We start from the raw sequence: 12980 nt of genomic DNA on the forward strand, positions 1-12980 counted from the left end.
GTGCCCCCATGTCGAAATCGGGGGTCGGTTTTCTTGTCTGGTTCGGGCTCGGTTGGTGGTTGTTGGGCACCAGCGCCTTTGACGGTGCGACGCGGCTGATCCTCATCGTGGCCGGTTGCGCCGGTGCGTTGGCGCTGCACGTCACCGCGCGGCGCTTCCTTCCGGCGCCGGAGGGCGATTCCCTCCCCGCGGCTCGTCGGCGGCGGTTCCGGCAGGTCAATGTGGTGCAGTGGCTGCTGATCGCCGTAGTTGTCGTGGGATGCGTGAGTGCCGGGGTCCCGGTGCTCGTCCCGCCGCTGGTCGCGGTCGTCGTGGGGCTCCATTTCCTGCCGCTGGTGGCGGTGTTCGAGCAGCCGCGCTTCCGGGTGCCCGCCGCCCTGCTGGTCGCGGCCGGAGCCGCCGGCGGGGCCGTGTGGCTCGCCGGCGGCCCGGATGACGCCGTACGCCTGGTGGTGGGCTGCCTGTGCGCGCTGTCGCTGTGGGGCGTGGGGACGTGGGCGGTGGCCGGTGCGGCCTCGGTCGTCGGGCGAACGGCAGGCGGACACCCGGCCGAACGGTGAGGGCCGGCGGGCACGTCCGCTCGCCCCTGCCTCATTTCCGCGGCGCCGCCGGCTCCGTAACGCCGCTTGGGGGATGGGGAGTTCAGTAGCCGGCACCCGTTGTGCCAGGCGCCACGCGGTCATCGCCCGCGGGTGCGGCCCGTCCCCGCATAGCGCCCCGGTGTGACGCCCAGCAGTCGCTTGAAGTGGCGCGTCAGGTGGGACTGGTCGCAGAAGCCGGCCTCGGTTGCCGCGGTGGTCGGTGTCCGGCCGTCGAGGAGCAGGCGTCGTGCCCGCTCGACCCTGCGGGCCATCAGGTACTGGTGCGGGGCGATGCCGAAGGCCGCGCTGAACGCCCGTACGAGATGGGTGGGGTGGGCGTGCAACACCTGCGCGGCCGCGTCGAGGGTCATGCCGTGCCGTAGGCGGTCGTCGAGGAGTTCCCGAAGGGCGTGGGCCAGGCCGGGGGCGGACTGGCGCGGCCGGTCGGCGAGCCGGGGGCGCAGGTGGTCGCGGAGCCGTTCGCCGATCAGGGCGAGGCGGCTCTCGGCTTCCAGTTCGTCGCCGGGGTGGGCCAGGGTCGCGTGCAGTTGTCCGACGCGTCGGCGCAGGAGCGGGTCGGCCAGGTCGGGGCCGTCCACCGCGGGGCCGATGTACCTCTCGTCCAGTTGGGACAGGTCCAGGTAGAGGACCCGCTTGCGGAAGCCCTGTGAGGTGCTGGGCGAGCCGTTGTGGGGTACCTGCGGTGGGAGCAGGGACACGGTGTCGTGCGGGGTGCCGCGCGCATGGCGGTCGAGGTCGTAGCGGACGGCGCCGTCGTCCACGATCAGCAGCGTCCAGACGTCGTGGACGTGCATCGGGTAGGTGTGTTCGGTGAAGTGGGCGTGGAAGACCTCCACGCCGCCCGGGACCTGCGGGCGCCATGCGGACACGTGCTGCCGGGCGACCATGCAAAGAACGTACAAGACGGTGTGGTGGGCGGATCGGCAGCCTGGGGGCATGACAGCAGCCGACGACGCCCCGGTGCGTTTCGATACCAAGATTGCCGTGCTCCTGCGGGACGACCTGGAGACCTGGCAGCGCCTGAACGTGACCGCTTTCCTGGTCAGCGGGTTGGGAACGGAGTTCCCCGAGGTGATCGGCGAGCCGTACGCCGATGCCGAGGACACCGTGTACCTGCCGATGTTCCGCCAGCCCGTCCTGGTCTTCCAGGGGAGCAAGGAGACGCTGGTCACGGCGCACGGCCGGGCGTTGTCCCGGGGCCTGCCCCGGTCGGTGTTCACCTCCGACCTGTTCGCGACCGGCAACGACCGGGACAACCGCGCGGCGGTGCGGGCCGTCCCGAGTGGCCAACTGGATCTGGTGGGGCTGGCCGTGTACGGCCCGCGTAACGCGGTGGACAGGGTGCTCAAGGGTGCGCGGATGCATCCGTGAGCCGGATCGGCCGTCGCGGGCGGGGGTGGACCGCGGCTGCCTGGTCCGCCGGCGCGCCGCTCCCCGTTCCGCCGCTGCGCGACGCCTTCCCAGGCGCACCATGGAAGGACAGGCACAGGCCGAGGGGCGACTGGCAGGAGTCCGCCGGTGGGACGTGGACGGTTGCGGATCTTCCTCGGGGCCGCTCCCGGGGTCGGTAAGACGTACGCGATGCTCGCGGACGGGCAGCGGTTGCGGGCGCTGGGTGCGGACGTGGTCGTGGGGTTGGTCGAGCCGCACGGGCGGCGGCCGACGGCGGCCATGGCCGAGGGGTTGGAGACGGTGCCGCGGCGGACGCTGTGGCACCGCGGGGCGCGGTTCACCGAGATGGATCTGGATGCGGTGCTGGCCCGCGGCCCGCAGGTGGCGCTGGTCGACGAGCTGGCCCATTCCAACGTGCCGGGGACCCGCAACGCCAAGCGCTGGCAGGACGTGGCGGAGTTGCTGGACGCCGGGATCGACGTCGTCACCACGCTGAACGTGCAGCACCTGGAGTCGCTCAACGACGTGGTCCGGCAGATCACCGGGGTGCGGCAGCAGGAGACCCTGCCCGACGAGGTGGCGCGCGGGGCGGACCAGATCGAGCTGGTCGATCTGCCGCCGGAGGTGCTGCGGCGGCGGATGGTGCACGGCGACATCTATCCGCCGGACCGCATCGAGTCCGCCCTCACGCACTACTTCCGGGTCGGGAACCTCACGGCGCTGCGGGAGATCGCCCTGCTGTGGCTCGCCGACCGGGTGGAGGAGGGGCTCCAGCGCTACCGCGCCGAGCACGGGATCGTCGCCCCGTGGGAGACCCGGGAGCGCATTCTGGTCGGCCTCAGCGGTGGGCCGGAGGGCGAGACGCTGATCCGGCGGGCCGCGCGGATCAGTGCCCGTACGCCGGGCACGGAGCTGCTGGCGCTCCATGTGGTCCCCGAGGACGGGCTGGCGCGGGTCGCGCCGGCGGAGCTGGACGGCCAGCGGACCCTCCTGGAGTCGCTCGGTGGCAGCTTCCACCAGATCACGGGTGAGGACGTGGTGGCGGCGCTGCTGCGGTTCGCGCAGGTGGAGAACGTCACCCAGATCGTGCTGGGCGCGAGTCGGCACGGTCGGCTGCGCTCGCTGCTGCGGGCGGGGGTGGGCGAGCGGACGATCAAGGGGTCGGGGCCGATCGACGTGCATATCGTCACGCACGAGGAGGCGGCCGGGTCCGCCGCGTTGCGGCTGCCGCGGCCGGGCCGGGGGCTGGGGGCGCGGCGGTTCGCGGTGGCGCTGGGGGCCGCGGTGGTCCTGTTGCCGCTGTTGACGTGGCTGCTGGCGATGGAGCGCCGTCCGGTGGGTCTGGCCGATGTGCTGGTGATCCATCTGCTGGTGGTCGTGGTGGTGGCGCTGGTCGGCGGGGTCTACCCGGCGGTGCTGACCGCGGTGGCCGCGGCGCTGCTGGCCGACTATTACTTCGCCGCGCCGCTGCATTCGCTCGCCATCGACCGTCCTGAGGAGATCCTCGCGCTGGTCGTCTTCGTCGTCACGGCCGTGCTGGTGGGTACGGCGGCGGGGTCGGCCGCGCGGGACACCCGGCGGGCGGCGCGGGCGACGGCGGAGGCGCGGACCCTGTGCCGTCTGGCCTCGGGGGTGCTGCGCGGGCAGGATCTGCCGGCGCTGGTGGAGCTCATCCGGGAGAACTTCGGGTTGCGTGCGGTGAGCCTGCTCGAACGAGATGCCCGGGCGTCGCCGGTGCCGCACTGGTATGTGGTCGCCAGCGCGGGCGACCACCCGCCGGAGCGGCCGTACGACGCCGATGTGGAGAGCCCGGTCGACGACCGTCTGACGTTGGCGGCGCGGGGTCCGGGGCTCAGTGCGGATGACCGGCGGCTGTTGGACGCGTGTGCCGCCGAGCTGGGGCTGGCGCATGCCCGGGGCCGGCTCGCGGGGCCGGCCGGCCCGGGAGATCCGCTGGTGGAGGCCGAGCGCAACCGGGCCGCGCTGCTGCTCGCCGCGGGCCGCGATCTGCGGGCTCCGCTGCGTACCGCGGAGGACGCGTTGGTGCGGCTGCGGCGGCGCCGCGGGCCCGAGCGGGAGGCGGAGGAGCGGCGGTTGCTGGATACGGCTCGTGGGGCCGTGCACCGGGCGGCGCAGCTCGTCGCCGACCTCGATGACCTCAGCCGGCTGCACGCCGGGGCGCTGGATCTCTATCTCCGCCCGGTTGATCTCAACGAGGCGCTGGGCGCCGCGCTGGACGATCTCGGTCCGGGGGGCCATTCGATCGTGCTGCGGCTCCCGGAGTACCTGCCGGATGTGATCGCCGATGCCGCGCTGCTCACCCGCGTGCTGACGGCGCTGGGGGCGGAGGCGCTGCGGCACAGCCCGCCGGACCGGCCGCCGGTCGTCACCGCGGAGACGCGGAACGGCCGGGTGGCGATCCGGGTCGCGGACGGTCCCGGTGGCGACGGGGTGGTGCCGGCGCGGGTGTCCGGTTCGCGTGCCGACAGTCTGTCGGTGCGGCTTTCGCGGGACCTGGCCGAGGTCATGGACGGGTCGCTGCGGACGTCGAGGAAGGGGGGCGGGTTCGTGGTGACGCTGACCCTGCCCAGTTCGGCGCCGGGTGGCCCGCGGCGCGGCAGGCGGCCCGCGCGCTCCGCCTGATATAGCGTCAGGCACTCGCATATGCCCAGATATCGGGCGGGATGGTTCCGCCCCTGACGAGCTGCGGGGTGCCGCGCCCATGTCGGACGTTGTCTACGTCGGCCTGACGCTGGTGGTGTTCGCCCTCATCGGTCTGGCGGCCAAGGGGGTCGGACGCCTGTGAGCGTGGAGAACATCGTCGGTCTGATCGTCGCCGCCGCGGTGGTGGTCTATCTCGTCCTGTGTCTGATCTTTCCGGAGAAGTTCTAGGGGAGGGTCCGCATGGGCGACACCGCGGCGGGCTGGCTCCAGGTGGCGGCCCTGGTGGCGGCGCTGGCGCTGTCGTACCGGCCGCTGGGCGGCCATCTCGCACGTGTCCTGACCACCGAGCGGCACGGGCGGGTGGAGCGGCTGGTCTACCGGTTGGGCGGGGTGAACGGGGACGTCGATCAGCGGTGGCCGGTCTACCTGCGCAGCCTGCTGGCCTTCGCCCTGGTCTCGACGCTGTTCCTGTACGCGTTCCTGCGCCTCCAGAACCATCTGCTGCTGTCCCTGGGCCGGCCGCCGGTGCCGGCGGACCTGGCGTTCAACACCGCGGCGTCCTTCGTCACCAACACCAACTGGCAGGCGTATTCCGGTGAGTCGGCGATGGGCCACCTCGTGCAGATGGCGGGGCTGGCGGTGCAGAACTTCACCTCGGCGGCCGTGGGCATCGCCGTAGTGGCGGCGCTGATCCGCGGCTTCACCCGGAGGAAGACGGACCGGGTGGGGAACTTCTGGGTGGACCTGACGCGGTTGGTGCTGCGGGTGCTGCTGCCGATCGCTTTCGTCTTCGCGATCGTCCTGGTGGCGGCCGGCGTCCTGCAGAACTTCCACGGCGCCCAGGAGGTCGCCACGCTCACCGGCGGCCATCAGGGCCTGCCCGGTGGTCCGGTCGCCTCGCAGGAGGCGATCAAGGAGCTGGGGACCAACGGCGGCGGTTTCTTCAATGCCAACTCGGCGCATCCGTTTGAGAATCCCAGCGGTCTGACCAATCTGATCGAGATCTATCTGATGCTGGTGATCCCGTTCGCGCTGCCGCGGACCTTCGGCGTGATGGTCGGCGACCACCGCCAGGGGTATGCGCTGGTCGCGGTGATGGTGGTGCTCTGGGCGGCCTCGGTCGCGCTGGTGACCGTCAACGAGCTGTACCGCGTGAGCAGTCCGGCCGGTCATGCGGCCGGGGCGATGCTGGAGGGCAAGGAGACCCGGTTGGGGATCTGGGGCTCGGCGCTGTTCGCCGTCTCCACCACCCTCACCTCGTGCGGGGCGGCCAACTCCTCCCACGATTCGTACACTCCGGGCGGCGGCGGGATGACGGTCTTCAACATGATGCTGGGCGAGATCGCGCCCGGCGGCACGGGGTCGGGGCTCTACGGGCTCCTGATTCTGGCGGTGGTCGCGGTCTTCGTCGCCGGGTTGATGGTCGGGCGCACGCCGGAGTACCTGGGCAAGAAGCTGCGCGGTCAGGAGATGCGGTTCGCCTCGCTCTACATCCTGACCACGCCGGCGCTGGTGCTCGTCGGCGCGGGGCTGGCCATGGCGTTCCCCGGCGAGCGGGCCGCGATGCTCAACCCGGGGGCGCACGGTTTCACCGAGGTGCTCTACGCCCTGACGTCGTCGGCCAACAACAACGGTTCGGCGTTCGCCGGGTTGAGTGCCGACACCGTCTGGTACAACACGGCCCTGGGCATCGTGATGCTGCTGGGGCGGTTCCTGCCGATGGTGTTCGTCCTGGCGCTGGCCGGTTCGCTGGCCCGGCAGCAGCCGGTGCCGGTGACCGCGGGCACCCTGCCCACGCATCGGCCGCAGTTCGTGGGCCTGTTGACCGGTGTGATCCTGATCGTCGTCGGTCTGACGTACTTCCCGGCGCTGGCGCTGGGTCCCCTCGCGGAGGGTCTGCGCTGATGTCCTCGACCGCCGTTCCTCCCGCCGATCCGCCGGGCGGTGCCGGCCGTGGCCCGGAGCGGGTTTCGGGCGGGCTGCTCGATCCCGGGCAGTTGGTGCGTTCGCTGCCCGACGCGTTGCGCAAGTTGGATCCGCGGGTGATGTTCCACAACCCGGTGATGTTCGTGGTGGAGGTCGGGGCGGCGCTGACCACGTTGTCGGCACTGCGGACGCCCAGTGTCTTCGCCTGGGTGATCACGGCCTGGCTGTGGCTGACCGCGGTCTTCGCCAACCTCGCCGAGGCGGTGGCGGAGGGCCGCGGCAAGGCGCAGGCGGCGGCGCTGCGCCGGACCAAGACCACGACGACGGCACGGCGGTTGGCCGACTGGCGGCCCGGGGCGGTGGAGCCCGTGGAGGAGGAGGTGCCGGGCACCGCGCTGCGCTTGGGCGATCATGTGGTCGTCGAGGCCGGGCAGCTCATCCCGGGCGACGGCGATGTGGTCGAGGGCATCGCGAGCGTGGACGAATCGGCCATCACCGGGGAGTCGGCGCCGGTGATCCGGGAGTCGGGCGGTGACCGGTCGGCGGTGACCGGCGGCACGAAGGTGCTGTCGGACCGGATCGTGGTGCGGATCACGGCCAGGCCCGGCGAGACCTTCATCGACCGGATGATCGCGCTGGTCGAGGGGGCGGCGCGGCAGAAGACGCCGAACGAGATCGCGCTGAACATCCTGTTGGCGTCGCTCACCATCATCTTCCTGGTGGCCGTGGTGACCCTCCAGCCGTTCGCCGTCTTCGCCGGGGCGGAGCAGTCGCTGGTGATCCTGGTGGCGCTGGTGGTGGCCCTCATCCCCACCACGATCGGGGCGCTGCTCCCGGCGATCGGCATCGCCGGCATGGACCGGCTCGTCCAGCGCAATGTGCTGGCGATGTCGGGACGGGCGGTCGAGGCGGCGGGCGATGTGAACACCCTGCTGCTGGACAAGACCGGCACCATCACCCTCGGCAACCGGCAGGCCGCCGCGTTCCTTCCGGTGCCCGGGGTGAGCGTGGCGGAGCTCGCCGACGCCGCCCAGCTCTCCTCCATCGCCGACGAGACCCCCGAGGGCCGTTCGATCGTGGTGCTGGCCAAGGAGCAGTACGCGCTGCGCGGCCGGGAGGAGGGCGAGTTGGACGGGGCCGGCTTCGTCCCGTTCACCGCCCAGAGCCGGATGAGCGGGGTCGACCTTGCCGACGGGCCGGAGCGCCGTTCGCTGCGCAAGGGTGCGGCGACCGCGGTGATGCGCTGGGTCCGTGACAACGGCGGGCATCCCACCGCGGAGGCCGGGCAGGTCGTCGACGGTATCTCCGCCGGTGGCGGGACTCCGCTGGTGGTGGGGCAGGTGGTGCGGGGCGGTGGGGCTCCGGAGGCTCGGGTGCTGGGTGTCATCCACCTCAAGGACGTGGTCAAGGAGGGGATGCGTGACCGGTTCGACCAGTTGCGGCGGATGGGCATCAGGACCGTCATGATCACCGGTGACAATCCGCTCACCGCTCGCGCCATCGCCCAGGAGGCGGGCGTGGACGACTTCCTCGCCGAGGCCGCGCCGGAGGACAAGATGGCGCTGATCCGGCGCGAGCAGGAGGGCGGGAAGCTGGTCGCGATGACCGGTGACGGGACGAACGACGCCCCGGCGCTGGCCCAGGCGGACGTCGGGGTGGCGATGAACACCGGCACCTCGGCCGCCAAGGAGGCCGGCAACATGGTCGACCTCGACTCCAATCCGACCAAGCTCATCGAGATCGTCGAGATCGGCAAGCAACTGCTCATCACCCGGGGTGCGTTGACGACCTTCTCGATCGCCAACGACGTCGCCAAGTACTTCGCGATCATCCCCGCGATGTTCGCGAGCGTCTATCCGGGGCTGGACCGGCTCAACATCATGCGGCTGCACAGTCCGGCGTCGGCGATCACCTCCGCCATCGTCTTCAACGCGTTGATCATCGTCGCGCTGATCCCGCTCGCGCTGCGCGGGGTGCGCTACCGCCCGTCCTCCGCGGCCGAACTCCTCCGCCGCAACATCTGGATCTACGGGCTCGGCGGGCTGGTCCTGCCGTTCCTGGGCATCAAACTGCTCGACCTCGTCATCCAGTTCGTCCCCGGCCTGCGCTGACGGGTCGGCGCGGAGAGGAGAAGGGTTCCATGGCGCGCATCGCCGTTCCGGCCGTACTGCGGCAGTATGTGGCGGCCCTGCGGATGCTGCTGGTGCTCACCGTGGTGACCGGCGTCGGCTACCCCCTTCTCGTGACCGGCATCGCCCAGGCCGGGCTCGCCGACCAGGCCGACGGCTCCCTGCTCACGGCGCACGGCAAGCCGGTGGGCTCGCGGCTGATCGGCCAGAACTTCACGCTCCCCCGGCGCACTCCGCACGAGGTCCCACGCCCCGATCCCGCCTGGTTCCAGCCCCGCCCGTCCGCGGGCGGCTACGACCCGGGCAACTCCGGTGCCAGCAACCTCGGCCCGACCAACCCCAAGCTCACGACGCTGGTCCTGGCCCGCCGCGCGGCGGTCGCCGCCTTCGACGGCGTGCCCGCGGCGGCGGTCCCTCCCGACGCGGTCACCGCCAGCGGCTCGGGCCTCGATCCGGCGATCTCCCCGGCGTACGCGTACCAGCAGGTCCCGCGCGTGGCCCGGGCCCGCCGGCTCTCCCCCGCCCGGGTCCGCGGCCTGGTCGGGCGCCATCTGCACGGCCGTGTGCTGGGTTTCCTGGGGCAGCCGTATGTCAACGTCGTCGAGCTGAACCGGGACCTGGCGGCCGCGGTCCGTGCCGGTAGGGCCGGGTTCAGCCGGCCGCGGGGCTGACGGAGTCGAAGGCCACTCCGGCCTGGTCGGCCAGTGTCACCGCGACCAGCCGGGCGGCGAGCGGCGGTGCGGTGCCCGGGGTGCCGCGCAGCATGAACCGGCCGTGGAAGTGGCCGCCGTGGCTGACCCGGAGTTCGACTTCCTCGGCCGGCAGACCGTCCCGGTCGGCGTCCCAGTGACGGTGTGCCCAGGCGACCGAGCCGTCCTCCATCAGGCGTGGCGGGTGTCCGATGAGCGTGCCGTACTCGAAGCGGCAGCCGCTCAGTCCCAGCAGTCCCACCAACTGCCGCCGCACGTGGTCGATCACCGTGTCCGGGCCGGCGGCGGTCTCGACGAGCCGGGCGGTGTGGTGGATCTGTGCCAGGTAGTCGCCGTCGGTGATGGCGATGACCTTCAACTCGCGGGTGCGGGCGGCGAGTTGGGAGACCGCGATGCCGACGGCGAGCAGCAGTACGGCGGTGACGATGTCGGCGGACTTGGTGATGGCGAAGCGTTCGTAGGGCCGGGTGAGGAAGAAGTCGAACCAGAGAGCGGCGGAGACCGCAGCGAGCGCCCCGGCCAGGCGATGGCCCAGGATGGCGACGGCCACCACCACGACGACGAGCAGCAGGGCCGCGTTGGTGTTGGACATCCAGGCACGGAAGGGCAGCAGCACCGCGCAGACGGCCGGCGGGAGCAGCAGTGCGGCGGCGAGGGCGGTCCGGGAGCGGGTGAGGTAGCGGAGCATGGCGGCTCACCTCCCTCCTCCGGTGTAGGCGCAGGTGGCCGCGTGGGGACCGGTTGCGGTCCGGCTTTGACGCGGTCTTGACGCGGGGCCCGGGGAGGGGTGGGTCCGGCGGGTCAGGGAAGCGTCAATATCGCGCCGTTCCACCGCGATTCGGTCGACTTGGTGTGACCATGGCAGGCAACCCATGTCCGCTCGGCCGCCCGAGGTCCCCTCGCCGAACCAGGCGTCGTGGGGTCGTGCAGGAATGGCGAGGGAGGGACTTCGGTGGCGCCGAGAATGGCCGCGGCCGATGCGCCGAGTGAACGGTCGGGGAAGCTCAAGATCTTCCTCGGGGCCGCGCCCGGCGTCGGCAAGACGTACCGGATGCTGGACGAGGGGCGGCGGCGTCTTCGGCGCGGCACCGACGTGGTGGTGGCGTATGCCGAGTGCCACGGCCGGCCGTACACCGAGGAGATGCTGGCGGGGCTGGAGATGGTGCCCCGGCTGCACCGCGCCTACCGCGGCACGACGTTCAGCGAACTGGACCTCGACGCGGTCCTCGCCCGCCGGCCGGCCGTCGCCCTGGTCGACGAGCTGCCGCACAGCAATGTGCCGGGCGGCCGCAACGCCAAGCGCTGGCAGGACATCGAGGAGTTGCTGGCCGCCGGGATCGACGTGGTGACCACCGTCAACGTCCAGCACCTGGAGTCGTTGAACGACGTGGTGGAGAAGATCACCGGGGTCCCGCAACGGGAGACCGTGCCGGACGAGGTGGTCCGCCGGGCCCACCAGATCGAGCTGGTGGACATGCCCGCCGAGGCGCTGCGCCGGCGCATGGCGCACGGCAACATCTACCGGCCGGAGAAGGTCGATGCGGCGCTCGCCCACTACTTCCGCATCGGCAACCTGACGGCCCTTCGGGAGCTCGCGCTGCTGTGGGTGGCCGGGCGGGTGGACGAGACCCTCCAGAAGTACCGGTCGGAACACGGCATCGGCACGGTGTGGGAGACCCGGGAGCGCGTGGTGGTGGCGCTCACCGGCGGGCCGGAGGGGGAGACGCTGATCCGCCGTGCGGAGCGGATCGCGGACCGCTCCTCCGGCGGCGACCTGCTGGCCGTCCATGTCGCCCGCAGCGACGGCCTCGCCTACGCCTCCCCCGCCGCGCTCGCCAGGCAACGGGCGCTGGTCGAGAGCCTGGGCGGCAGCTACCACTCGGTGGTCGGGGACCATGTCCCCACCGCGCTGCTGGACTTCGCCCGTGCCGAGAACGCCACCCAGCTCGTGCTGGGTACCAGCCGCCGCAGCTGGTTCTCCCGCCTGGTGGCCCCGCGCGGCATCGGGGAGGACACCGTCGAGCTCTCCGGTGACATCGACGTCCACATGGTCACCCACGAACGGGCCGGTCGGGGCCGGCGCCCGTCGGCCCCCGGCCGGCAGCTGCCGCATGCCCGCCGCATCGCCGGCCCGGTCGCCGGTCTCGTCGTGCCCTTCCTCATGACCCTCTTGCTCACGCACATCCGGGGCCCCCTCAACCTCACCAGTGAGGCCCTGCTCTTCCTGATCACCGTCGTCGGCGTGGCCTGCCTCGGCGGTGTGGTCTCCGCGCTGCTGGCCTCCCTCACCACCTCCCTGCTGCTGAACTACTACTTCATCCCGCCGAGCCATGAGTTCACCATCACCGAGCCCAACAACACGCTCGCGCTGGCCGCGTTCGCGCTGGTCGCGGTCACGGTGGCCGCTCTGGTGGACCGTTCGCTGCGGCTGTCGCGGCGCGCCGCCAGTGCCACCGCGGAGGCGGAGACCCTCTCGTCGATGGCCGGCAACATCCTGCGCGGCGACCAGGGCGTGTCGGTGCTGCTGGATCACACCCGCGAGACGTTCGGCATGGAGTCCGCCGAACTGGTGCCGCGCACGGACCAGGAGATCGAGGTCGACGGGAAGGACCCCGACCTGGTCACGGTGCCCGCCGGGCCGGATCGCCTCTTGGTCCTGCGCGGACGCCGGCTGCCCGCCTCCGAGCACCGGGTGCTGACCGCCTTCGCCGCCCACCTCGCCGCCGCCCTCGACCACGCCCGCCTGATGGAGGCCGCCGCCGAGGTCGAACCCGTCAAGGCGGCCGACCGGTTGCGCACCGCGCTGCTGGCCGCGGTCAGCCACGACCTGCGGACCCCGCTGGCCAGCGGACGGGCCGCCATCAGCTCGCTGCGCAGCGCGGACGTGGACTTCACCGCCGCGGAGGAGCACGAACTGCTGGCCACCGCCGAGGAATCGCTCATCGAACTCAACCGCCTGGTCGACAATCTCCTCGACATGAGCCGGCTCCGCGCCGGCGCCCTGACCCTGCACCTCCAGCCCACCGCCTTCGCGGACGTGCTGCCCCTGGCCCTGGCGACCCTGGCCGCGACGCCGGTGCGGATCGAGTCCCGGGGACTTGCGGAGATCCGCGACGTCCTCGCCGATCCACCGCTGCTGGAACGGGTCATCGCCAACCTCGTCACCAACGCGGTGCGGCACTCGGGCACGGCGGAGCGCGTGCTGATCACCGCCAGTGCGCTGGGCGCGCGAGTCGAGTTGCGGGTCATCGACCAGGGGCCGGGGCTGCCTCCGGAGGACCGGGAGCGGATCTTCGTGCCCTTCCAGCGGCTGGGCGACCGCGACAACACCAGCGGTCTGGGGCTGGGTCTGGCACTCTCCCGCGGTCTGGCCGAGGCGATGGGCGGCACGCTCGATGCCGAGGACACCCCGGGCGGTGGGCTCACCATGGTCCTCTCCCTGCGGGCCGCGGCCGTCGAGGAGGCAGCGGAGAAGGCCGTGGAGGGCAGCTGACGCAAGGCCCCTTGGGCGCATACGTCGGAAGCCACGCAGCGGAATCCGGAGGGAGGAGCGGCCG

General features: G+C 72.1%; 10 protein-coding genes. 8 read left to right on the forward strand and 2 right to left on the reverse strand.

Annotated features, from left to right (window positions below; all coding sequences use genetic code 11):
• Positions 1 to 8: 8 nt before the first annotated feature.
• A complete protein-coding gene (locus tag ACIQE0_RS22260; RefSeq protein WP_402334861.1) occupies positions 9 to 560 on the forward strand; it encodes a hypothetical protein in 552 nt (183 codons plus the stop codon).
• Between the two features lie 119 nt (positions 561 to 679).
• Here ACIQE0_RS22260 and ACIQE0_RS22265 read toward each other — a convergent pair whose 3' ends face one another.
• Positions 680 to 1489, reverse strand: a complete 810-nt coding sequence (locus ACIQE0_RS22265) for an AraC family transcriptional regulator (RefSeq protein WP_402334864.1) — start codon at positions 1487 to 1489, stop codon at positions 680 to 682.
• On the opposite strand from ACIQE0_RS22265, the gene ACIQE0_RS22270 reads away from it, so the two are divergent.
• From ACIQE0_RS22270 to kdpC, 6 genes are all read left to right on the forward strand, one after another.
• Complete coding sequence (locus ACIQE0_RS22270; RefSeq protein ID WP_402334867.1) at positions 1488 to 1973, forward strand: DUF2000 family protein; 486 nt, start codon at positions 1488 to 1490, stop codon at positions 1971 to 1973. The genes ACIQE0_RS22265 and ACIQE0_RS22270 overlap by 2 nt on opposite strands.
• A gap of 147 nt (positions 1974 to 2120) precedes the next feature.
• Positions 2121 to 4637: a DUF4118 domain-containing protein gene (locus ACIQE0_RS22275; RefSeq protein WP_402334870.1), complete on the forward strand. Its 2517-nt coding sequence runs from the start codon at positions 2121 to 2123 to the stop codon at positions 4635 to 4637.
• A 159-nt stretch (positions 4638 to 4796) separates the two neighbouring features.
• Positions 4797 to 4886: a potassium-transporting ATPase subunit F gene (locus ACIQE0_RS22280; protein ID WP_366329630.1), complete on the forward strand. Its 90-nt coding sequence runs from the start codon at positions 4797 to 4799 to the stop codon at positions 4884 to 4886.
• A 12-nt stretch (positions 4887 to 4898) separates the two neighbouring features.
• Entirely contained in the window at positions 4899 to 6563 is a 1665-nt protein-coding gene (gene kdpA, locus ACIQE0_RS22285) for a potassium-transporting ATPase subunit KdpA (RefSeq protein ID WP_402334873.1), read from the forward strand.
• Complete coding sequence (gene kdpB, locus ACIQE0_RS22290) at positions 6563 to 8695, forward strand: potassium-transporting ATPase subunit KdpB (RefSeq protein ID WP_366329628.1); 2133 nt, start codon at positions 6563 to 6565, stop codon at positions 8693 to 8695. Before kdpA ends, kdpB begins: the two co-directional genes overlap by 1 nt.
• A gap of 29 nt (positions 8696 to 8724) precedes the next feature.
• Positions 8725 to 9384 carry a potassium-transporting ATPase subunit KdpC gene (gene kdpC / locus ACIQE0_RS22295; RefSeq protein ID WP_402334877.1) on the forward strand — a complete coding sequence of 220 codons (660 nt, stop codon included), beginning with the start codon at positions 8725 to 8727 and terminating at the stop codon, positions 9382 to 9384.
• Here kdpC and ACIQE0_RS22300 read toward each other — a convergent pair.
• Complete coding sequence (locus ACIQE0_RS22300) at positions 9365 to 10111, reverse strand: DUF4118 domain-containing protein (RefSeq protein ID WP_402334880.1); 747 nt, start codon at positions 10109 to 10111, stop codon at positions 9365 to 9367. The genes kdpC and ACIQE0_RS22300 overlap by 20 nt on opposite strands.
• A gap of 276 nt (positions 10112 to 10387) precedes the next feature.
• Between ACIQE0_RS22300 and ACIQE0_RS22305 the strand changes: the two genes are divergently transcribed.
• Complete coding sequence (locus ACIQE0_RS22305; protein WP_402335327.1) at positions 10388 to 12916, forward strand: ATP-binding protein; 2529 nt, start codon at positions 10388 to 10390, stop codon at positions 12914 to 12916.
• Positions 12917 to 12980 lie beyond the last annotated feature (64 nt).

The organism is Streptomyces sp. NPDC093097, from assembly GCF_044754325.1.
Taxonomy (GTDB): Bacteria; Actinomycetota; Actinomycetes; order Streptomycetales; family Streptomycetaceae; genus Streptomyces.